The organism is Kribbella speibonae (assembly GCF_004331375.1).
Classification (GTDB): domain Bacteria; phylum Actinomycetota; class Actinomycetes; order Propionibacteriales; family Kribbellaceae; genus Kribbella; species Kribbella sindirgiensis.
This window is the reverse complement of record NZ_SJKC01000003.1, coordinates 1160828-1183772: the sequence shown is the minus strand read 5'-3', so window position 1 is coordinate 1183772 and position 22945 is coordinate 1160828. Positions and strand designations below refer to the sequence as shown.

Annotated in this window: 15 protein-coding genes and 2 pseudogenes; 7 read left to right on the top strand and 10 right to left on the bottom strand. The window is 63.1% G+C overall.

The annotated features are described in order from the left end of the window. Nucleotides 1-19: 19 nt before the first annotated feature. Genes E0H92_RS26925 through E0H92_RS26915 form a run of 3 tightly spaced genes read right to left on the bottom strand, consistent with a single transcriptional unit; the run spans nt 20 to nt 3386 of the window. A complete protein-coding gene (locus tag E0H92_RS26925; protein WP_131498114.1) occupies nt 20-751 on the bottom strand; it encodes an LmbU family transcriptional regulator in 732 nt (243 codons plus the stop codon). 47 nt (nt 752-798) lie between these two features. After that, a complete protein-coding gene (locus E0H92_RS26920; protein ID WP_165550014.1) occupies nt 799-2169 on the bottom strand; it encodes a condensation domain-containing protein in 1371 nt (456 codons plus the stop codon). Nucleotides 2170-2228: 59 nt separating this feature from the next. Next, the gene (locus E0H92_RS26915) at nt 2229-3386 is read right to left on the bottom strand and encodes a hypothetical protein (RefSeq protein ID WP_131498112.1); all 1158 of its coding nucleotides are present in this window, start codon (nt 3384-3386) and stop codon (nt 2229-2231) included. 341 nt (nt 3387-3727) lie between these two features. On the opposite strand from E0H92_RS26915, the gene E0H92_RS26910 reads away from it, so the two are divergent. The 3 genes from E0H92_RS26910 (at nt 3728) to E0H92_RS26900 (ending at nt 6090) form a co-directional block, all read left to right on the top strand. Beyond that, complete coding sequence (locus E0H92_RS26910) at nt 3728-4540, top strand: hypothetical protein (protein WP_131498111.1); 813 nt, start codon at nt 3728-3730, stop codon at nt 4538-4540. Nucleotides 4541-4626: 86 nt separating this feature from the next. After that, nucleotides 4627-5547, top strand: a complete 921-nt coding sequence (locus tag E0H92_RS26905) for an FkbM family methyltransferase (RefSeq protein WP_165550012.1) — start codon at nt 4627-4629, stop codon at nt 5545-5547. 198 nt (nt 5548-5745) lie between these two features. Beyond that, the gene (locus tag E0H92_RS26900; RefSeq protein ID WP_131498109.1) at nt 5746-6090 is read left to right on the top strand and encodes a hypothetical protein; all 345 of its coding nucleotides are present in this window, start codon (nt 5746-5748) and stop codon (nt 6088-6090) included. A gap of 197 nt (nt 6091-6287) precedes the next feature. On the opposite strand, the pseudogene E0H92_RS45230 reads toward E0H92_RS26900, so the two are convergent. From E0H92_RS45230 to E0H92_RS26880, 4 genes and pseudogenes are all read right to left on the bottom strand, one after another. Next, nucleotides 6288-6626, bottom strand: a pseudogene (locus E0H92_RS45230) (transposase); the annotation flags it as partial. A gap of 332 nt (nt 6627-6958) precedes the next feature. Then, a complete protein-coding gene (locus E0H92_RS44745; RefSeq protein WP_202873829.1) occupies nt 6959-7690 on the bottom strand; it encodes an LmbU family transcriptional regulator in 732 nt (243 codons plus the stop codon). Nucleotides 7691-8138: 448 nt separating this feature from the next. Then, entirely contained in the window at nt 8139-9455 is a 1317-nt protein-coding gene (locus E0H92_RS26885) for a condensation domain-containing protein (protein ID WP_131498107.1), read from the bottom strand. Between the two features lie 79 nt (nt 9456-9534). Then, entirely contained in the window at nt 9535-11145 is a 1611-nt protein-coding gene (locus E0H92_RS26880) for a carbamoyltransferase C-terminal domain-containing protein (RefSeq protein WP_131498106.1), read from the bottom strand. A 741-nt stretch (nt 11146-11886) separates the two neighbouring features. Here E0H92_RS26880 and E0H92_RS45225 point away from each other — a divergent pair. After that, nucleotides 11887-12562 (top strand): annotated as a pseudogene (locus E0H92_RS45225) (IS3 family transposase); the annotation flags it as partial. A gap of 506 nt (nt 12563-13068) precedes the next feature. Then, nucleotides 13069-14445, top strand: a complete 1377-nt coding sequence (locus tag E0H92_RS26870; protein ID WP_165550008.1) for a helix-turn-helix domain-containing protein — start codon at nt 13069-13071, stop codon at nt 14443-14445. A 234-nt stretch (nt 14446-14679) separates the two neighbouring features. On the opposite strand, the gene E0H92_RS26865 is transcribed toward E0H92_RS26870, so the two are convergent. The 3 genes from E0H92_RS26865 to E0H92_RS26855 all read right to left on the bottom strand — a co-directional run bounded on the left by E0H92_RS26865 (nt 14680) and on the right by E0H92_RS26855 (nt 18240). Then, nucleotides 14680-15579 carry a nucleotidyl transferase AbiEii/AbiGii toxin family protein gene (locus E0H92_RS26865; RefSeq protein ID WP_131498103.1) on the bottom strand — a complete coding sequence of 300 codons (900 nt, stop codon included), beginning with the start codon at nt 15577-15579 and terminating at the stop codon, nt 14680-14682. Further along, entirely contained in the window at nt 15576-16157 is a 582-nt protein-coding gene (locus tag E0H92_RS26860) for a type IV toxin-antitoxin system AbiEi family antitoxin domain-containing protein (protein ID WP_131498102.1), read from the bottom strand. Before E0H92_RS26860 ends, E0H92_RS26865 begins: the two co-directional genes overlap by 4 nt. Nucleotides 16158-16671: 514 nt before the next feature. Continuing rightward, on the bottom strand, nt 16672-18240 hold the full coding sequence (locus tag E0H92_RS26855) for a hypothetical protein (RefSeq protein WP_131498101.1): 1569 nt from the start codon (nt 18238-18240) through the stop codon (nt 16672-16674). Between the two features lie 257 nt (nt 18241-18497). On the opposite strand from E0H92_RS26855, the gene E0H92_RS26850 reads away from it, so the two are divergent. Together E0H92_RS26850 and E0H92_RS26845 are read left to right on the top strand one after the other, a co-directional pair. Then, nucleotides 18498-19610 (top strand): restriction endonuclease-related protein, encoded by a 1113-nt coding sequence (locus E0H92_RS26850; protein ID WP_131498100.1) that lies wholly within the window; start codon nt 18498-18500, stop codon nt 19608-19610. A 77-nt stretch (nt 19611-19687) separates the two neighbouring features. Next, nucleotides 19688-22945: a pPIWI_RE_Z domain-containing protein gene (locus tag E0H92_RS26845; RefSeq protein WP_202873828.1), complete on the top strand. Its 3258-nt coding sequence runs from the start codon at nt 19688-19690 to the stop codon at nt 22943-22945.

The following is a 22945-nucleotide window of genomic DNA, read 5'->3' as shown; positions in this document are numbered from 1 at the left end:
CGCCGCGGTTGCCGCGACATCACACCTGGGCGTCCCCTTGATCGATGGTCGCGACATCGAGGCGATTGTTGGCCACGAAATCGAGAACCAGGACCACCCATTCCTCCAGGCTCAGACCATGCGAATTCGCTGCCAGGGTCAGACGATTCAACTGCTCACGAGGGAGCTTGAAGTTCACGGCTTCGACGTTGTCCATCGTTGCGGACGTCCGGCCGCCCGCGGGAACAGGCGTCACCTCCACAGAATCCTCGTCGGTGTCCGGCTTCGACTGGGCAAGCCGCCGTTCACGGAGGCTGGCCCGCACTTCCATGCGCAACTTGTTTCGTGACCAAGTGAACTCTTCGGCCTTACGCAGCCAATAGTCCTGTTCGGGCGGATCGAGCGCAGCCACCTCGGCATGGTGGCCAAAACTGAGATGGTCCCGTCGCCGCGGCAGCGCGAACTGCCGGGCGACCCAAACGTAGTTGCGCAGGGTTTGATAACTGAGCGAGGTCTTCCGCACCGCCTCCTGGTAGCGGTCTTGGAACGTGGATTCTCCGTAGGCGAGCCAATCGGCAATCCACCAGGCGGACGAATTCGCCGCCCGGAGCAGCTCCATTCCAACGAGCTCCCAGATACGAAAATTCGGGTCCCCCGGAAAGATCAGGCCGGACTTCTGCAGGCGGACCGGAGTTTCTTTCGACACCGACCCCTGAATTCGAATACGGATTCCATCACTGTGCGGCGACTCCCCACACGCTTGCGCAGACATGAAGTTGGATCACCTTTCGTCATCGTTTCAGGCGCACACGCCGGCTCCTACGTCACTTCTGAGGACAGCGGCTCATCCAGGATCGTGGGCAGCCGCAGCATCAGTCGCGCGATTCTTGTTGCGACCAGGGCGGCGGGAGCCGCGGCCAGCACCTCACTGTTGTAACGGATCACCCCACCGCCCAGGCCCGGCTGGTGGCCGGCCAGAGCGATCATCTCCAGGACCCGACCGTCCCAGCACTCCATCACGGGACTGTCCCTGATCGACCACAACCAGCGGACGAACGCCGGCGGCAACTGGGTCGCAGGTCCGGCATTGCGTTGCGGAATCACGTTGACCGCCACCTCCCACAGCGGAGAACCACCGCCCACAACGGCGCGGCCGAAGCCGAGCGACAGTGCCACTTCTTCCATCGGCACCTCGCCATAGGCGTAGCCTTCGAGCGATACGGCCCGAACTCGGCCGATCAGATCCCGGATCGTCGAAACGCCGGCCAGGCTGATCCGCAAAGGCAACACGTTGAATAGCAGCCCGACCACGCCCCGATCCGGCTCCGTGCTGCGGTTGCAGTACACATTCCCGATCACGACTTCGCCGACACTGAACTCGGCCAAGCTGGCCGCCAGGACGGCAATGTAAAGCATCGTGGGCGAGGCGCCGGTCGTACGCCGCGCCTGATACATGACGTCGTTCCACGAATGCGAGCGCAGCTCGATCGGAACATCCCGCAACGCCTCTCGATGCACATCCGCCTTGTTCCGGGCAGTCGGGAGAGAAAGTTCGGGCCGTACGCCGGCCAGCTTCTCCACCCAGTAATCGTGTTGTTTGGCGATGACCGGGTTCTCCAGCGATCGCTCGGCGACGACCTTCCGAAACTGCTTCACCGGACCGAGGTCCTTTCGCGCTCCCTGCTGCTCGGCTTCCAGCAGTTCGGACAACTCGTGCTGGACGATGCCGAACGACCAGCCGTCGATGATCGAGTGGTTCGTCACGACCAGAACGAACCGCTCGACTGATCGGGTGAAGGAGACCAGCACCACGCGGAGGATTGGCGCGCGGCCGAGATCGAACGACTCATCCATCGTCGACCGCAGCAGTTCGGTCTCGCCTGCTGCGGCAGCGACGTGCTGAGGAGTGCCATCCAGAGTGACCTCGTCGACCATTCTGTCCGCGGCGACCTCGACCACCTGCAGAAGGTCGTCACCGGTGAGTACGAATCTGGTGCGGAGGACCTCGTGCCGCCGGGTCAGCTGGGACACGGCAGCCCCGACGCCGCGCCGGGTCACCCCGTCCGGAACGGACAGCACCGCGAGCAGGTTGTCGGCGTTGGTCGCCGGATCAAGCTGGTGGACCTCCCAGAACTTTCGCTGTGCCGGCGACGCAGGTGCCGTGATGTCACGCCAAGTGCTACCGGCCATCATCTTCACCCCGTCCTCACTCGTGCGTTGTGAGTGCATCAATAGCGAATCGACCCGTTTCACTTCAGGTGAGCCGGGCCAGGAGCCTTTCGAGGACCAGCGCTTCTTCGGCCTTCAGGTCGGCGAGCTGCCCGTCCTGCTCGGCGGGGAACCGGGCTGCCGATCTGATTGAATACATCAGACTGCCTAGTCGCAGGCGTTCGGCCTTGGCGACGACCGACGAGTACGCGGACATGTCCGGGTCTCGTCCCGCGACGGCGACCAGCCGCAGCCGCAGCCGCAGCCAGCATCAGCCGCTTGTGCTCGGCAGGGATGTGGAAGACCTGATACCGGTACCTCTCTGCCCCTGCCCGCACGCGGTGCAGATGACGTCGCGCGTCTTCGTGGACATCCGGGCCGACGCGCACCGTTTCGCCGGACAGCACGTCTTCACGCCGCGAGTACCACCAGTAGCCGTCGAAGAGATCGAACGGGGTCGGCGGCATCGAGGCCGCGTAGCGATCCAGTCGCCCGAGGATCAGCCTGGGGTCCGGCTCCGCTGTGCGCTCACCTGGATTCAGCTCTTGGGCCACCGCGGTCATCTTCTGCCAGCGCGGCGAGTTCCGAATCTGGTCGAGGCCGCTGCGGACGGCCCGTTCGACGTCGTCGAACGGGAAGGCCATCTCGGCCTGCAACTGGTTGCCGTCGAAGCCCGCGGCCACGAAGCCTCGCCGATCCGGGTCGAACCCGTAGAAGAGCAACTCGTGGACGAAGGGACTGTTGTGGTGCCGCAGGTGCCCGTCGTCCACGAACAGCGTCACGTAGACCCCGTCGATCATCGCGACCAGATAGTCGCAGACCGAACCGATCTCCTCCGCCGCGGCCGACTCCACCTCGTGGGTGCCGATGACCTCACGGTAGGCATAGGTGTCCATGACGTCGATCCACGTCACACCGCTGTCGGCTGCGAGGTGGTACGAGTGGAGTTCGATGTAGTGCTCCGTGAACCAGGCGTCGAGGCCGTTACCCCGAACGACGCACAGCGGCAGGGCGCCGCTGAGGTAGTTGTTGAAATCTCGTTGGAGTGAAATCGGCAACTTGATCACAGTCACGAGATCGATCACCTGTCCTGCGGCGCGATCACAAATTTCTCGGCGCGAAGATTCATCGACGGCCTCCCCAGAACGACGCACAATTGTGGGCGGTTGTCGCACCTGCGATATCGCTGCGAAATACATTGGGCCGCCGGTCGACACCGACCGGAGCACTCAATTCCTGCCGAGAAGACTACGAGTGGCTCCCGGGAGCGTCAACCTCTACACATTGCACTAACCTGCAGGTTTACGATGCCCGAACAACGGACAGTCCGCCGGCACCCAGGGTTCCGACACGCTTCAAGTGGCCATTTTTCCGACGCTGAGTTATTGTCCCCGAGCAACGGCTTGACGGCCGCTCTCCAGGCGCATCAAGGTGTAGAGCCCGCCGTGCCATCTACCCTCCGGCCCGCCCGATCCTGACAATTCCGATCCGGCGTGATCATTAACGCCGATCCTGCCGCACCGACATTGAAGGGGATCATATGGAGATCGACAGGACGCGGGCAGGTCTCTACTCGCAGATCGGTGAACTCACCAGTCGATGGGCCAAGGTCTCCGGTGGACGTGGCGAGACACCACACTGGCTGGATCTCGCGCCGTATGAATACCGACTCTTCTCGCAAAACGGCGAGGACGGCGTTCTATGCGAAATCTTCCGCCGCATCGGCACCACTACCGAAACTTTCGTGGAGTTCGGCGTCGAACGCGGCCAAGAAGGTAACTGCATCTTCCTCGCAGACGTCCTTGGATGGCAGGGACTCTTCATGGAATCACATCCAGGCGAGTACAGGATTCTCGAGTCGAAATATCTGCCCAGCAGAGAAGTCATGACGATCGAGGCCGATGTGACACCCGATTCTGTCGACGATCTGGTCGCACGGACCCCCCTGCCGGCTGACCTCGACCTCATGTCAATCGATATAGACGGCCAGGATCTGTGGGTGTGGCGTGGTGTCCGCCGGTACCGGCCACGCGTCGTGGTCGTTGAATACAATTCCGCCATCAACCAGGAACTCCCGCTCACACAGAGCGCGGGCGACCGGGCGACCTGGGACTACAGCAACTTCTTCGGCGCCTCCCTTGCCGCCTTCGAGATCCTAGGCCGGGAAAAGGGATACCGGCTTGTGCATTGTGATCTGGCCGGCGTGAATCTCTTCTTCGTCCGAGCCGACATCGAAGCCGAGTTCCTCGATCCCGAGGCTGTACGACGACGTGGGCCGAACTACTACTTCACTTCGGAAGGTCATAGCGCCGACGACCGGGGGCGCCGATACACCAGCTACAACGGCGGATGAGAGCATTGCTTCCGTCTCAGCGAGGACTGTTCGAGCGTTGCCGCCTCGCCCGCACTGCGGGGCTATTTCGCCGATACGCCGCAGGCTTGAGCGAGGCACACCATCACCTCGCCGAACGCAGATTCATCAAAATGTTTCAACGAACCGCAGCGACTCCTGCCCACCTTCGAACAGGTCCTGATGAGGTGGTCGCCAGGTTGTTCACGGGCCAAAAGATCTACGTCGCTACGCAGGACATCTCTGTCGCCCCGCACCTGATACTCGACGGCATTTGGGAGCCGCCGATCACGCGCGCGTGGCTGTCCGTCACCGGTTCAGCGTCAACCGTATTCGACATCGGCGCGAACTTCGGCTACTACGGGCTGATAGCGGCCGCCCGTCCCGGCCGGACGCCGCCTACCATTCGTCTCTTCGAACCAAATGCCGGACTGTTGCCCTATCTGCGGCGCACATTATCCGTCAACTGGCTGAACGAGATTATCAGAATCGAGAACGTCGCGGTTTCGGACCGCATCGGGACCGCTCGCCTGCACATCCTGAAGGACTATGTTGGCTGTTCTTCGCTGCACACGATCGAACATTTGAATTCCTACCTGGAGGAGCAGATGGAGGTGGTTCTCGATCGAGAAACAACCGTTGACACCACCACCGTCGACGCCTATTGCGATGCCGAGGGCATCGAGCAGGTGGACCTGATCAAGCTCGATGTCGAGGGTTTCGAGGAGGCTGCTTACGACGGGATGACGAGCACCGTCCGAAGGAGCCCACGCCTCGTGCTCTTCGTCGAGTTCACCTGGCAGAGCTATCGCCAACCCGAGCAGCTCTTCGACCGGATGCTGCACGACTTCGGGCATATCGCGACGATCGATGAAGCTGGCCGGTTCGTCCAACACCGTCTGCCGCGATACCACGACGTCATCTCCCAGCACGACGACTGGACCATGGTGGTGTTCTCCAAACAGCCACTGACGAAGGTCCGCCGAGCGGCTGCACGTCCGTGGAGCTGACACCGAGGGCATCCGGTCGGCGATGGCCGAGAAATGCGCAGTGCCAGACCGTGAAAGTTGGGACAACGATTCACGAACGCAGGGCGGATTGGTCGGCGCGGTCAGGTTTACGAGCTCGTAGAGGCTGAGGGCGCCGACTGGTTCGAAGCCCATTCGGGTGTAGGGCGGGATGCTCGGTTCGGTTGCTTGGAGCTGGCGATGGGCAGGCTTAGTCGCGGCCCGCTCCCCAGCGCGGTGGTGGTCAGTGCGGTGGCGATTCCGCGGCGGCGGCCGTCGGCGGTCGCGACGACGAAGATGCCGACGATTCCGTGCGCGGCATACATCATCGCGGTGCCGACGCCCTGGCCGTCGATCCGTCCGATGAGACGGACGATGCGGTCGGCGTCGGCCCGGCCGGCCTGGACGCGGGCGGCATTGTCGTTCTCGCTCGAGGGGCGGTGGAAGACGGTCCATAGGTTGCACCCACTCATTGACGCCGGCGCGGTTGGTAACCGTTTCGACCTTGATCTCGGCGAACGCCTCACGTTGACGCTTGAAGTGTGAAGCCGCGATCAGATGCGCGGTCACGTTGCTCGCCTCGATCGTCTCAATCACCTTGTTTTGCGGGGGATTGCCCTGCCTCGCGCGCAGTGCTGCGGCTTGAGGCGATGGCACGGTCGACAAACAAGGCGTGCTTGGACGCCGACCACTCACTTCCAGCCGACGATCCGTCCGGGGAAGGCATCGATGACGAAGGCCGCGTCGGCGAACTCGGCGATGAACCGGCAGACCAACGTGGTCGCGGGTCGCTCTCCCGCACGAAGAAACTCGTCGCCTTAAGGATCTCGATCGTGCGTCCCACGTCCGCGCTCTTACGCGTCAACTCCCGGTCTTCATGAGTGAGCTGCGAGGACGCACCCTCGGCCTCGCCAGCGTCGACCGCGGCCTGGCGAACCCACCGGCGCAGCGTCTCCGGCGTCATCCCCAGCCGGTCCTCGACCATACTGATCGCCTCCCACTCAAAGGGCATAGTCGGCACGGTGCTCGGTCACCAATCGGACTGCCTTGGCCCTGGTCTGCTCGTCGTACCTCCTCGGCATGAGTGCCACATTCCCCACAAAGGAGGTGTACATCAAACCCCGGGGTGGTTCACCTTGATGTTCGGAGGCGGTGATGGCGAGGAAGCGCGCCTCCTACATGTGCGGTGTACGACGTCGACAGCAGGAATACGGCCTACCTGTTCTGCGCCGCCAGGGTGGTGGTCGCACGTTCGCCGACCGGGCTCAACTTGACGGCGTTGTGCCTGCATTCTGCCTTGACTCACTCCCTCGCGGACCATGCTCCGATCTATTTCGCTAATAGTGAACCACCGGACATGTGATGAGATCCTCTTCTCAGTCAACATGCCCACTCCTAACACGGCACCGCAACCTTAGTTGCGGTTGATCGCTCGCGCCATCGTCTCAGCCTGGACTGTATTGCTGGATACGAAGTTGAGAACCTGGATTACCCATTCCTCAAGACTGAACCCATGGGAGCTCGCAACGAAAGTCAAGCGACTAAGCTCCTTTTGCGAAATCTTGATTCTCAGGTCTTCGATGTTGTCGGCTGCCGAGGGTGCCCCGGTGCTTACGGAGATGCGCGTCGGTTCGGCTGACGCCTCGCCGACGTTAACCGTTGACTTCGGGCCTTGTCGCTCTCTGAGGCTGGCCCGCACCTCGGCGCGCAACTTGTTTCGTGACCACGCGAACTCCTCGGCGTTGCGTAGCCAATAGTCTTGCTCGGGAGGATCGAGAGCGGCCACCTCTGCATGGTGGCCAAAGCTGAGATTGTCTCGTCGTCGTGGCAACGCGAACTGTCGGGCAACCCAAGCATAATTGCGCAGCGTTTGGTAACTGAGCGATGTCTTCCGTACAGCCTCCTGGTAACGGTCTTGGAACGTAGACTCCCCGTAGGCGAGCCAGTCGGCTATCCACCATGCGGAAGAATTGGCCGCTCGGAGGAGCTCCAGACCCACGACCTCCCATACGCGAAAGGTGGGACTACCCGAAAAGACGAGACCAGATCTCCGGAGACAAATCGGGGCCTTCTTCGATATTGTTCCACGGATTCGACTGCCGATTTCCTCATTGTGCGGCAACTCCCCAGATATTCCCGCGTACATCAAAGTTACCCTATCCTTTCTCGTTGTGGAGAACTTCGTCGTGGCGCGGGCCGGCCGCCGACACCTCGCTCGGCCATGCGCCGTACCCGCATCACTAGCGCCGACTGCGCAATCTCTAGCCTCTGACGACCGCGACTGACCAACACCGCTGCGCACCGACTGTGGCCGCGACCCGTGAGAGTCCCCCGCGCAGATCTGAAAATGCGGTTCGTCGACCAGTTCCCGCTCGACACGGCCTCGACGCCTTCGCCCAGCGAAGCTTCGCCAACAGATCGGCCACCGCCAGGGCGCCCGTCGCTCGACGCTACTGACGGTCCCAGGCGAATAGCCGCCTCGATAAGGCTCGCCCGACCGTTCGCCGCCCACACTTCCACGCTTGCCCTTTCGACTACCCTCGCTCGGATCAATCGCCCAAACCCGCTTCCTCGGGGAATTCATCGAGCGGGCCTCAGACCCCGGTCGAAAGCTGTCTGGCGCGCATGAGTAATTCTTCGCCAACTGCGGCGGCAATATCACGAACGTCACCGGCGCTGATTACCGCAGCGCTCCCTCCGACCTCAACCTTGACGAAGTTGCGGCCGACTACAATGTTCGACTCGATACTCGCCGCCTGGAGAATCATGCGGTCCAGGATATGGATGGGCGACTTTGCCGGCGTCACCACATATGGCACATCGTCACTGAGCGCGCTTTCGAGGTCAGACCTGAACCGGCCGATAACATTGCATGCTCCAGCGACGGCGAACTCGCGACGCTGGTGCGATTCTCGCTGCTGCCGGCGCCAGGCCAACAACGCAGGATAGTGGTAGGACGCACGGGACATCGATGAGATTATGGAGCGGCTCATCTGCTGAACGAAATCGTCAAATCGAATGGCCTGAGGCACTGGAATCACGATCTCATTCGCGAGACATGCCACCACGCGGCCCTCCATCGCGGTCGACCTGTTTAGCACTACCGCCTGCATCAGCAACGGAGCCTGCCCCCAATAGGTGCGCAGGACGTGCGTCAGCGTCGCCTGGAGGAGCATTGGCACCGAGATGCGTAATCTACGCGCGCAGACTGCGAGGGACGAGCAAAGGGATGGCGCACATTGCACGCTTGCGCCGAACTGGCTGTCGTATTGATTGTCTTGTAGCCCAGGTGGAAGGCCAGACGCCGCGACGTGGCGCTCCATCAGACTCTTCCAGTACGTCAGATTAACTCGCTCAGCCTCAAGGCGGTCAGGAGACAAGAAGTCACTGAGTTGCGGAGCAGTGGCCGTTGGCTGTGCGCGGCCGTTGAGAATGTTCGTCAATTCAGCGACGAGCATCCGGCGCGAGTACTCGTCGCAGTACATGTGATGTACCGCGACGGCCAGGAACCGCTGATCGTCCGCCACGACGAAGCAGCCGCGGACAGCTCCCATGTCGAGTCGCATCGCTCTCGACAGATGCCGGCGAAGCCAGCTAGGAAAGCCGTCACGACCGATGTGCGTGTCGAGCCGGATCTCTTCGTAGTTCGCCTGGTGAACAAGAGCACGAGCATTGAGGACCTCCTGAGCGACTGTCCCGTCGTCAAGCGTAACCACGCGGCATCGGAGCGCCTCATGTCGGGTGACGATCCGATCGAAGGCCTCACGGACTTCGGATCGCGTGCATTGAGGCGGAACATCACACATGACAACGAGGACACGCCTCAGGTTGTCCGGATGATGAGCGACTAGTTTCCAATGCTTGCGTTGAATAGCAGTCAGGGGGAATATCGACGATACTGTGGCGGCCAAATCGTTTCGACCTCATTTCTGCGGCCCTAGGTTTCTGGCGATCGCCCGTAATCAGTTCGAAGCTACATGTGGCTGCTGATCACATGAGCGAATCATCGAGATCTTCTGGACGGGCGATCCCGGCAGCGCGGGACCCTTGGTCCGTGCGTGAATACATGATCTCACCAACGACCATTCGATCGACACCTCGAACGCTGCAATAATCCTCGAGATCTGACATTCTGTTGATGAATCCACGGCCGCTGAAGTTCAGACTGGTGTTGCAGAGGACGCCAGCACCAGAGACTTCACGAAACTCGCTCAGCAGGCGGTGGAGGGGAGGATTCGACGTCGAACTGACAGTCTGGAGCCTGGCCGATCCGTCAGCATGAATGACCGCACCGAGGGATCTGTTCTTGACTTGCCGAAAATACAACATATATGGATCTTCGAAGTCGGTTTCGAAATGTTCGCCAATATCCTCCGTTCGGCACACAGGGGCGATCGGACGATAGGCCTCGCGATTCTTGATCGCATTCAGCCTATCGCGGGTCCGGACCTCAAACGGTGCCGCAACAAGCGATCGGTTGCCCAGCGCCCGAGGCCCGACTTCTGACCGTCCTTGAACCCAGGCGCTCACTTCCCCGGCCTGAAGGCCAAGCGCCACCTTGCGAATATCAAGGCGCTCCTTCACCCACAATTTCCGATCAGGTTGACGATCCATTTCGAACTCAAGACCGCTGTACACACTCCATTCGATATGGGGATCACCAGTCAAGGCGAACAAAGCATCGATGCCCGTGCCCAGAGATGATCCTGAATCGTTTGGACACGGCGGCACGAATACGCTCGAGAATTGATCGTCCGATTGCCACATCCTGTTCCACTCGCAATTCAGCGCGCAGCCTCCTGCAATATGAAGCGGAATGCCATGCGGAAGAGAGTTCCGCGCGGCGGTTCGAAATACATTGAAGATCTTCCGTGTCAAGAGCGCGGCAGCTCCTCTGAACACGTCATTAGTGAGTCCGATGTTGTACAGGACAGAGTCCTGAAACCCGGCTTTTGACTGCCCGGTGACTCGCCTCATGGACATTATTCGGTCAACTGTCTCAACAGCGGGGCCGGGGACTGAACCAGGGTCCCCGTAGCCGGCGAGTGCCATGAGTTTGCCGGCTTGCTCCAGGCGCAGGCAGTCGCTGTCTGGCGTACCTGGATCACCGAGTCCGAACAGGAACTGGTAACGCCACCCAGGCTCACGCAGAACTGGGATCCGCTTGAGGATGCGATGTTCCTCATCCAATAGATAGAAGCAGCCGACGAGGCCTTCCCACACTAAAACGGCGCGCCGCGTCGAGAACGGTCCTCGGGGCGCCATCCCGACCGCGGCCATGATGTGCGACCGCTCGTGGGATGACGAGAAATAGCGGACACCAGCACCGAAGAAGCTAGACCGTTCGAGGGTCTGCGTGTCGCCCTCGTAGCCTGCCGCTACGTCGTTGATTTTGTGGCCAACGCGCCGCAACCATCCGCCGAGTGCAACAACGTCGGGAGGACGATGGACCATGGCGCTTATCCGGAGCAGAGCCTCAGGCGTGAACTTGGCATATCGCGGATACGAGTCCATTTCTGATGCAAGGCAATAGACAAGTTTGCGATCCTCGATAACTGTTACCGCGCTATCGTGACCGGGATTGAAGGCAAGGATCAGCATAGATTCTCCGGCCTGAGCGAAGGGTCGCGGATTGGCATCAAGACCTCCAGTGGCCTCATCGAGGGCTACGGCCGAACTACCGAGCGGTGTCATTGCTGGCGCTCGAGCGTCGCGAAGTTCAGTTGCGCGCTGACGGGACCTCGCCGTGCTCGCGAGTCTCCTGTGCAACGCGGCCCTCGCGGCTGGCCCACGATGCTTCATCGACTCCGCGGAGATCGATCGCCTACCAGATGATAGGCGTCCAGGGCGTCGATTCGTCAAGCTGCAATCGATTGCATGGCGTGCGCGGTCGGACGCCATCTCGTTGCTGGAGGCGCATCTAAATAGTCCGCGAGGTGTCGACTGAGCACGAGCTTCCAGTGATCCTGTGCTCCGGTGGCAAGGGTTCAATCCCATGCCGCTAGGTGGACCCGAACGGCTCCGCACCGGTCGGGATCCCCTCTCACGCTGCTGCATGTCGCCGCGCCGGGCTGGTCCCTCAAGTCCTCAACAGCCCTTCGACACTCCCGCCACTTGGGCTATGGCGGGAGATACCCAGCCTCGACGATTCGCGCCGTCGAGCGCCGACACGCGAGCGCTCCGATGACGCGCGCGAACCCATTGTGGATCCTCGCGTTCCACGTCGCCGTCAACGGCGCGAGCGTCGACGTGGTGACAGGGCGGACACCGCTAGGGACTGCCTCCGGTTCGGTTGACCCCTGATCTGTGTGGACTTGGGTCCTTGCTGGAAGGATGTCTGTTCTGCCGAACGCGTTTCCTGGCGAGTTCCGTCGTGACGCGGTCGCGGTCGCGGTCGCCCGTAAGGGTGAGACGCCGACCGGGCAGGTCGCGAAGGATTTCGGGATCTCTGTGTGGTGTCTGGCCGTTGGCCGAAGCTGAGGACGGCAACCGGCCTGGTGCTATTCGGGAGGAGCCGGCCGAGTTGCGCGAACTGAAGAAGGCGTAATCACCAGTTGGAGCAGGAGAACGAGATCCAGCGCCCGCGCGGCCGCCTACTTCGCCCGCGACATCAAACCAATTGCTATACCCGCTGGTCATTGATCTGGCCGCCGACGGTATCGCTGTCGCGCTGACCTACCGGGTGCTCGGCTTCACCAAGCAAGCCTTTTACAATTGGCGTAGAAACCCCGGCACACGACGCGATTGGGATGACGCACACCTGAGCGACGCGGCTCGTGACATCCACGGCGACGACCCGACGTTCGGGTACCGGTTGGTCGCCGACGAGCTCGCCGCCGAAGGCGTCGCAGTGGGTGAGAACCGGGTCGCGAGATTGTGCGGCCAGGAGCGGACCTGGTCGATCCACACCAAGAAGCGCGGCCTGCACCGCAAGGCCGACCCGTCGGTGCACGACGAACACGTCCGGCGGGTCTTCACCGCTCCGGCGCCGGAGCGGGTCTGGCTGACCGACATCACCACGCGTGGGGCAGGCTCTACCCGTGCGCGGTTCCGCAAGCCAGCCAGGCGGCGCGGCAGACCTCTTTACGCACCTCAATGGACGCGAGACGATGGTTGCCGATGAGAACTTTCGCGCAGCCGGCAGTCCCGAAGCCCCTGACCTGTAAGAGCTTTCGCGCACCATCGACAAACCCTGATCATCCTCAGTTGGAATTCAGCGGGTTCGGGGTTCGAGTCCCTGGCGGCGCACATAAGCCCAGGTCACGAGAGTGTCCTGGGTTTCTTCGTGCCCGCAGGACACCTTTTATTCGACGCTTTCAGCCACGAATCCCTCGCAGTGGCCCAACCCTGCGCCCTCAACCGACAATGACTGTGCGTCACATCACACAGGCAGCGTCATCACCGAACTAACCGATCCTCTACACCGGCGTGCGTTGAACAGGTAACGCTCACACCGGTTGGAGGCAACACATGCCGAGGACACCGCTGCCCATCGGAACCTGGGGAGAGATCTCCATCAGGACCATGAAGACCACCAAGAACGGCAAGCCTGCCAAGCATCTGGCACACGCCAGGTTCCGCGACCACGACGGCAAAGTCCGGGCCGTCACCGCCACCGGCACAACCAAGACCGCCGCCCGAACCACGCTGCTCCTCAAGCTGCAGAACCGCGCCAAGACCAACCACTCCGGCGATCTCACCGCCGCCCACAAGGTCAACCACCTCCTCGACCTCTGGGAGCGACGGTTCGAAGGACTGGTCGCCGACGGCACGCGATCGCCTACCTCCCTCGCCACCTACCGGCGCGCCCTCACCAACCATGTCCGTCCCGCCATCGGCGAACTCCACATCGGCGAAGCCACCACCCAGCGCCTCGACACCGTCCTCACCAACATCAAGCACCACGCCGGCGCCCCCACCGCCAGAACCTGCCGCGCCGTCATCTCCGGCGCGATGAAACTCGCCGTCCGCTACGGCGCCATCACCATCAACCCCGCTCGCGAAGTCGACGCCATCGAAGCCAAGCCGAAGAAGCCGCCCAGAGCCCTCACCACCGAAGAAGTCACTCTTTTGAACAGAAGTCTGACCGCTGACGAGCACGCCGTCCTCGCAGATCTCCCCGACCTCGTCACGTTCATGCTCGGCACCGGCGTCCGGATCGGCGAGGCTCTCGCCGTCCTCTGGAACCAAGTCGACCTCGAAGCTGGCACAGTCGAAATCACCCACACCATCGCGCGGCTCCCGGGCGAAGGATTGATCCGCAAGACCACCAAATCCAGAACCGGCGAACGCGTCCTCAGCCTCCCGACCTGGGCCGCCACAAGCCTCCGTGCCCGCCGCACCGCCGACATCCGCCCCGCTACCCCAGTCTTCCCCGACGCAATCGGCGGCTTCCGCGATCCCTCCAACACCCGCCACTCCCTCCGCACCGCCCTATCTCCTGTCGCCAGCAACGCCCGACGCGAGTTGGGGCAGACCATCCGCGCCCTTCGTCGCCAGAATCGCCTCAGCCGCAAGCAAGTCGCACAGACCCTGGGCTGGCCTCAAACCAGGCTCGAACTCATCGAAACCGGCCGCATCAAACCCAACCACCAACTGGTCTCCAGCCTCACCAAGACCTACAACATCGACCTCGACAACACACCTGATCTGCTCGCCCAACTCAAGGAGGCCGCCCTACCGGCCGAATCGGACAAGCTCGCCTGGATCCGCTGCCATGCCCTCCGCAAGACCACTGCCACCGCCCTCGACCGGGCCGGCCACACCGCCCGCCAAATCGCCGACCAACTAGGCCAAGCCAAAGTCTCCATCACCCAAGACACCTATCTCGCCCGTCAACCCGCCAACCCCGCCGCCGCCCAAGCCCTCGAACACGCCTTCGACGACCCACACCTCGTCTGACGAGACAGCGGTTCGCCGAACCATCCAGGACGTCGCGACTGGTGCGCATATCCGTGGACAGGACCGGGGACCGTCGACCAGACGAATGCAGCCAAGCCTGGTCGCGAAGGAGGACTCCACTGGCCGCGACATCGATCGCTGCCTGGAGTTCTCCGTCCCTACCGGACCCTGCCGCAGAGGCAATCAGCTACTCCCCCGGACCGGAATGCTCGCGATCTGTTAGCTAATGTCGGATCAGCTCTGCCAGCTCCCGGTGTCTGGATCCCAGGCCAGTTCGTTGACCTCTGCGCGGAGCGGTTGATCGGCGAACCGCAGGACACCGTCGAGCACCTCGACGAACTGCTCCGGCAGGTGATCCGCACCAATGCGACGCCGCCAAGCCGCCCACTTGGTCTGGGCGAACTCGGGGTATCCATCGAGAACCTCCGCAAGCGGCGCGAGGGCTACACCGCGAGCCTTGGCGACTTCGAGGATCGCGCGCTGAAGGTCGGAGCCAGCGATCGGATGCCGCCGGGCGAGGGTCCAGATATCGCCGAAATCTCGCCACCGGGTGTTGGCAATGCCTCGCTGGACAGCCGTGACGATCTTCTCGGCGTGAACCATGTGCATTGGATAGCCGGACAGGCGGATGGGCTCACCACCACGAAGCCGCGGGACCGCGACAGTTGCCGGCTCAGGCCAGATCGGGTCGCCGACATTGACGTCGACATGGAACGTCAGTCGCGCACTGGCCAACTGAGCCTCGGCATGAACCCGTACGCCTGAGTACTGCTCCTCGTCCCGGATGACGCCCGCGGTAGCGGTCTCGGGAAAGAACACGATGCCGTCATCGTCGGCGACCGAAACACGAAGTACGGTTTGAACGAGGTCCAGGACGGTCTCGGTAGAGTTGACCAGTTTGATGCCGGCAAGATCGACGTCCTTCGTCGGGCGACGCGTATCGAACGCGGCAAGCAACACACCACCCTTGAGCACGAAGCTGTCGCGCAGGTCGCTGGCAGCCAGCCGGGCCAGGAACCCTTCAAGGACATAGAGCTGAAGCAGCTCCTGGGTGGTCCGCCCTGTCCGCTGCGCCTGATTCTTGAGGTCGAGGTAGGCGTCCCCGGCGGGCGTTCCCCGAGAGATTCGGCTCAAAGAAGTATCTCCAATGTCTGCCGCAACGGCGTGATCGTGCGCGGAAACGCCTTCGCCACCCGCAACAGTTCCGACGGCTGACCTCCGCGGCGCAGCCAACGCTTGAGTGCCTCGTTGGCCATGTCAGCGCCATCGAGATGGCGCAGCCGATAGGCATCAACGATGCTCCGCTCGGCGGAGTAGATTCCGATACTACGGCCACCGCCGGTGTCCAGCCGTTCCCGACCGATAGAGAACGTGGCCGGATCGAAGCTCCGCCAGCGAACCGGGGCCATCGTCTCCGGCATCCATGATCCACGTGGGACCGCAATGTCCAACTCGGCCGGAATATCGTCGATCAGATCATGCCTGGCCAGGGCCGAACGCAAGCAGATGGTGGCCTGCGGCGACTTGGCGGCGATCTCGATCAAGCCGTCGTCGCCCAACCAATCACTCTTTCGGTACAGGCCACGCGACACGGTCGCGATCCGACCATCTGCGAGCAGTCTGCGAAGCTGGCGCTCGCTGATCTGCTCCAACGCCTCGGAGTAGCGGAAGGTGTCGGGCAACTCAGCCAGCAGCTCGTCGATCGTCGGCATCGCAGTAACACACCTCCCATGCAGGAAAACCTAAACACCAACATCTCAAGTGTAGAGGAATTCCGACCGAAGTCCTGTGTTCTCTCTCGAGTTGAGGCGGTCGCCGACTTAGCAAGCTGCTGCCGGTCCGAATGCGAGGGGCTGGCCAGGATCCGAACTGACGTCAAGCCGGTCTCGCCGTCTGGTTCGTTCTGGTGCCGGGCGGTGCGGACGGCTGAGCAACGGCTCTGACCGCGAGGACACTCAAGCGCTCCGCGCCCGCGGTTGCATCCCTGAGGTGGTGTAAGTCGGGAGCCTGCTCGGTGTAGGTGACCACGCATGCCGAGGCCACTAGATGAAGGTCAGCGAGGCCAGGCCGGTTAGACAGTGATGCCGTGACATGCGAAATCATGGGAGGAAGCCACTGTCTGCTCCGTGCAAGGACCTTCGCCGTCACCACTGTCCCCAGCGCCGCTGGTCTGTGAACGGCGGCATGGCCCGGCCGCAGTGCCGATCCGCTCCTCCTGCCTACGGCTCAGAGGTCGCGGAAGTCGAAGCTTCGAAGGTCGTGCACACGCGCCAGCAGATCCTCGATTCTGCGAGAATGCTCGACAGCATCGAGCAATGTAATCTGCTCGCGAAATCCCTCGGCGAGCCCCTCGTCGACGCCCATGAGCCGTTCAGAAACCTCGAACGCAAGCAGGTACGCCGTGGAGTCCAACGCGTGCCCGCGTGCCTTGTATGGTCTCTCGCTCTCGGCCACGTCTTCCGCCTGAATCGCCCCGAGCAACCGTCTGGCGCCGAAGACGGCCGCTCTTAGGTCGACGTGCGAGAACTCACCCAACGCCTGTCCCAGCACCTTCGCGCGCCTCCAGCCGGAAGCTTCGATCCAGCGCGCAGACGACGTCACCGTGCCTTTCAGTTCGCTGATGCGCTTCGCTCGCTGCGGCTTGGTTCTCCAGGCTCGCGCCTGACATGTCTGTTCGAGCAGGACGCGCACACACGCCATCGCGATATCTGTGTCTTCGAGCCACAGGTAGAAGGCGCTTCGCAGGGCACCCGCCGCAAGGCGCAGGCATGCTGCCTCTTCGGGTGATGACCAGTCGCTGATCACCTCGGCGGCTTCGGAGATGGCGACGTACCGAAACAGCCGAGCTTCCAAGGTGCCTGGCTGGTAGTCATCTCCGAGTACGCGGATCTCACGTTCCATGCTCATCCGGAAGCGGTCGATCGCCCTCCCTCTACGTTCGAGTACCGCGCCCATGACGTGCGAGGTCGGCAGGTCGAGGAGCGTGCCGTTCTGCCCGGCTGCCGTTACGACCAGTCGGTATCCGCGCGCGGCGCTCGTTGCGTTGTCGGCCCAACTGCTGTAGGCGTAGGCCGGATCCAGGGGCATGATCGCCACACGCCCAGGCTCCAGAAGGTCAGGGACTTCCCGGACTGAATAGTTGGACAACATTGCCATTGCCCAAGAGTCTCGCCCGGCCTGCTGAGCCAGGGTCCGCACGCCGCCGCGGACCTGTGTGAACACGGTACCGGCGATGTCAGCCATCCGTTGGTTCAGATCCAGCGTGGCTTGCGGGACCTGGATGGTGGCTGTGCGGACGTCGCCCGCAGCGGCCTCCCACGACTGCGCGGCGCCCATCGAGCCGCGACCGTGTAGGCACTCGGACAGTTCCGCCCAGGCCTGACCGATGTCCGCACGGAGCCATGGGTACTCGGCCCACACACGAGTGAAGTAGACGACCTTGTTCTCATCCTCGGCAGGTTCGACGCCGAAGTGCTGAGCGACGTTCAGCGTCCAGCGCTCCAACTGTCGCCGGACCATCGCCAACGCCGCGACCATCCGCCCCGCACGGAGGTGCCGAACAGTCTCCACCAGTTGGTCGGCGCCCCATTGAAGATGCGCCGGCCACGAATCCTCCGAGTGGTACCCGTCAGGATGCAGGGACCAGACGGATCCGAGCGTCGAGGTGATGGCATCGATCCGAGGAACGTGGATGAGGGCTTCGTACATCTGTTTCGGCAGCAGCTCACCGTGTTTCTCGGCCTGTTGCATCCGATGGACATGGCGAGCCATCGCGAGCGCCGCCCAGAAGGTCATCGGCGCCCGACGGTAGGCAGCCACAACACTCGTCGGCTCGGAGAACCGAATCCTCCCGAGCCGCCGCTGCGCCAGCTCAAACTCACGGGCCTGCTCAGGCGTGAACCCACCACCAAGACCGGCCAAGTCGCCATCGCGGTGCATGTGGCAGAGATTCCCACATCTGCAACGTCGCTTCCGAATGAGGCGCGCCGAATTGTCGGCGGTCTGATCCAGAATGCCGTCTACTGGATCTGGCCTCACAGAGAGCGACGAGCATGACCACAGCGGTACAGGCACCTTCGTGGTTGCCTGATGTGCGCATCACCCTGGCACAGCTTGCCTCCGGGATCCTCGAGTACGCCGAGGGCTTCACCGGCGGCACGTCCTTTCGGCTCCCCTATCCAGCGAACCTCCAGCTGGCCTTGGATCGGCTGACCTTACTGGCCTGGCATCAGAGTGTGCCGCCACCGGGCAGCGTCGTCGAGCTGCTGCAACTCGCACACACGCCGTTCGCGGAGTGGTCGCTGGTTCTGACAGATGCCGACGTAGACCCGGAGGAAAGCCTTCTCGCGTATGGCCGCCCGACGGTGACCTGCGAAGAGCTGGGGAAGCTGCGCGGCGACGTCGAGGCCGAGCTCCGTGAGAACGCGCTGATGCACGGGGTGCTGGACAAGTCGCAAGCACACGATGCACCGGAGTCCTATGTGGCTTTCCGGAAGCTGCTTATCAGCAGGCCTGCGATCACGGCGTTCGACCTCGACGCCAGGCTCGCCGATCCGCACCTGGCTCTCTTGGCAGAAGAAGTACGGCAGGCATACGCCGATGCGCCGCCGGAAGCGATCGCCGACGGCATCGTCCGTACCTGCGAGGGCTGCCACGGACTTCGCCTGCCACTCGACGATGACCGCACCTGGGCGTGCGTGGACGACTCGTGTCCGGATCCGAGTAGGGCCGGCCCGAACCATCGTGCTGCCGACGGCGTCCAATGGCTGCGCCGGGAGCTCCGGACCTTCATCGCCGGCCCTGGCCGTGCCGAGCTACGGATCGCTGAAGCCGTGTCCGAGCTGGGCGTGAGCGCACGCCTCTGGCCCGACTTCGACGCCTATGATCTGTCGGCCTTCGACCAGAAGCCCTGGGTCGCCGACATCAAGGCCTGGCGGAGCCCGACGCGGCTGGCTCGCCGCCTGCGGCAGGGCCTCTTCGCAATACCCGACGACGCGGATCGGGCGTTCATCGTGATAGCGCGCGAGCAGGTAAGAGCTCATCCCCGATACCTCGATCGGTTGCAGAGGGCCTGCCCGGCCGTCGGCCGCGGTCAACGAATCGTTGCCGTCTCCGAGGACCAGTTCCTCAGTGCGGTCAGCCGGCGTGCGGAGGCAGCGCGATGAGACATATCCGAGCCGCCCGCACCTGGTTCCACCGTGAGCTCGAAGGTCATTATCGTCCGACTCCGGATCAGCCGTCGGTGACCGAGCTGATGCATACCGAGCTGTGTCTGTACCTCTTGAACTCGGTTGCCAACGGGCAAGCAGCCGAGGGCGTACCCGCGCTCCTTGACGGTTACCGAGCCGTCTGGGATGCCGTGGACACCGTTCCCGCCGATGCCGAAGTACGGCTGGCAAATGCAAGGGCCATTCTGTGGCGGACCCAGCGACCGTACGGTTGGGAAGCGACCCTCCGCGCGTACCTCACGGCGCCGGAGGAAGTACGCGGGTACTCCCTCGACGAGGAGGGTCGACCAGTCGATCGGTCATGTCGCGTAGCTGTGGATCGGTGGCAATTATACGAACGGCTGCTCACCGAACCCTTGGCCTTCGAGTCGACCGCAGTGAAGTTCGCTGAGCCAGGCGACTATCGGATGAGCTCCACAGCGCGGGGAATCGGGATCCCCATCCCGGACGATCTGCCCGAGGCACCAATCCCGGCACACCACGACCTGTCCGTACGCCGCAGAGAAGTCGTGGAGGTTCCTTGGCAAGATCTAGTTGAGACCGCGAGCGGCATGGACGAAGAAGACCGGCGAGCCGGCCGACCGAACAGCCATTGGGCCGAGCGCCTGGACGATGTCACGTTGCAGGTGCGGATGTCCGACGACACCTTCAGCGACGACGTCGGCGTACTGCGCATCGATCGAATCCTGCATCTCGTCGGCCTGGTCAGCGTTGGCAAAAGCACGCTGGTGATGGTTCTGGCTGTCTGGGCGGCGCAGCACGACCGCCGCGTGACGATTGTCGCCGGGGACAATTCGGCCGCCATGCGGATGGCGCACCACCTGTCCGGGTACGACGCGGTGAAAGCCGCGCCGGTCATGGGACAGAACCGGACACGCCACACCGAGCGCCTGCACAGGCTGCAGCCGCCGCCATCTGGGCGTTTGATTCCGGTCGATGCCTTCGGCTTCGATCTGGTCAGCACGGCCTGTGCATTGGATGCAGTCCGCGGCGGCCCACAGCCACTGGCGGTCCGGGAAGCCCCGTGCCAGCACCTCATCGAGACAGATCCCGAGGCTCCGGTGGACGGCTGGCGGGACAAGCCGCGACGAACGTGCCCACTCTGGTACGGCTGCCAACGGCACGAGGCCTCCAGACAACTCGTGGAGGCGAACGTCTGGATCGCGACGCCTTGGAGCCTCGTTCACACCCCGGTCCCGGGGCCGCTGGCCGACGACACCATGCGGTACCTGGAGGCCGCATGGCGACGGAGTGATCTCGTGCTGGTCGACGAAGCGGATCAGGTACAGGCGAACCTCGACGAGATGTTCGCCGGCGCCCAGGTTCTGCTTGGCCCCAGCGACGATGCCTGGATCGACGAACTCAATGAACGGGTCAGCGAAAGGCTGCGGGCATCGGGTCGCGCGCAGGTCCGTTCGCATCAGGTCCGTCGGTTCACACTCGCACTCGGCCATGCCCGCACGGCGGCCGACGTCATCTATCAGTTGCTCCAACGCGACCGTGGGCGGGCAGGCAAACCGGTCCTGCGCTGGATGGACCCGGATTACTTCACAGCTTGGGGACTGTTCGACGACCTCGCCCAGGACTGGGCCGGGTATGGTCGGCCCAGCGGGGGCAAACCCAAACCGGGCTGGGACAGCGACCCGCTCTACGTGCGGCTCCGGGAACAATTCGACCTGTTCATCGACAATCCGTCCGGCGCGTCCGGAGACGTCGCGAGCGGGCTGACCCAGCTGGCAGAGGCGGCACTGTCGATCACCGAGGAGGATGTCCGGGAGCAGGCAGTCCGGCAATGGCTGACCAATCTGAGCGACCAGGAACTGGTCGCCGGCCGGAAGATCTCGCCCTCCACCTTCGACTGGACAGTCTGGCGACTCGAGCTCGCGATCGCGGTGGCGGTCGTCGCGGATCGGCTCAACCTGATGCTCGCGATCTGGCCGCAGGTGGCCGGCGAGCTCGACATGTACGACGCGCTGCCGACAGAGGCACGGCGCCCGCCCAGTGACCTCGCCGTTGCCGTCCCCGAGTCGCCGATGGGCAACGTGCTCGGATTCCAGTACATCGAGGACGAGACGAGATCGCGTGACGGAGAGCTCGGCGAGTTCCGGTTCTTCCGGTACGCCGGTGTCGGCCGCGCCCTGCTGACGGGGCTGCCGGACCTGTTTCCCGCCGATGGCCCCGGGCCGCAGGTGTTGTTGCTGTCCGGAACAAGCTGGGCCGGTACGTCGCCGAGGTACCACATCGACGTACCAGTCGGAGCAATCCTCAGCCCACCACGCGACAAGCTCACCGCGATCTCCAAGACAACCTTCGACCTCGACATTCAGCACACCGGCGAACGAACGACTCCGATCTGGGTCTCCGGTCGCTACGGAGCTGGCCGCACCGCGGCGCTGCGAGACATGGTGAAGGCCTTGACCAGGCCGGGTGCGGGACCGGGCAGACCCAACCGGCTCGAACGCGAACGCGACAGCTTGCCGCACGGACGCAGTAAGGTCCTCCTCCTCGTCGGCAGCTATCACGAGGCACGCTACGTCTACGAAGAGCTGCTGCGGCAGAAGTCTTCGTGGCAAGGCCAGGTGCGCTGCCTGATCCCGGACGACGAGCTCCAGACCGGCTGGGACGACGGTCACCTTCTCCGTCGAGGCGATGTCGCCGACTTCGGCACAGACTCCGGCTGGTTGCTGATCGCACCGATTCTGGCGGTGGAGCGCGGACACAACATCCTCAACACGGATGGTGTCGCAGCGATCGGCGCGGCCTTCTTCCTCGTCCGTCCACATCCGCGCCCCAAAGACCTCGCATACGTCACCCAACGCATCAACCAGTACGCCCTCGAGCAGCTTCGCCCACACCTGGTCGATGACGAATGGCCTGAGTACGAACGTCTGTCGCGCGCGGGGCAGCAGCGACGACGAGCCGCTCAGCGCCAGTGGCGCCGGCTGCTGCACGCCCTGGTCGCCTACAGCCAGCTGAGCAATGACGAGCGCGACCGGGTCGCGTGGACCCAGCTCGTGACGATCTGGCAGGTCGTCGGTCGACTCCTGCGCGGCGGCCAGGCGGCAAGGATCTACTTCTGCGATGCGGCTTTCGCGCCGAACACGGCCCTTCGCAACGACGATCTCGACGACGCGAGCACCAGCCTGCTGCACGGTATGCGCGGTGTTCTCGCCCCCTACTTCGACGACACCAGCACCGACACCGACCGACACCTCGTCCAGGCGCTCTACGAACCGCTGTACCAGGCGTTGACCACCATGGGAGATCGCTGA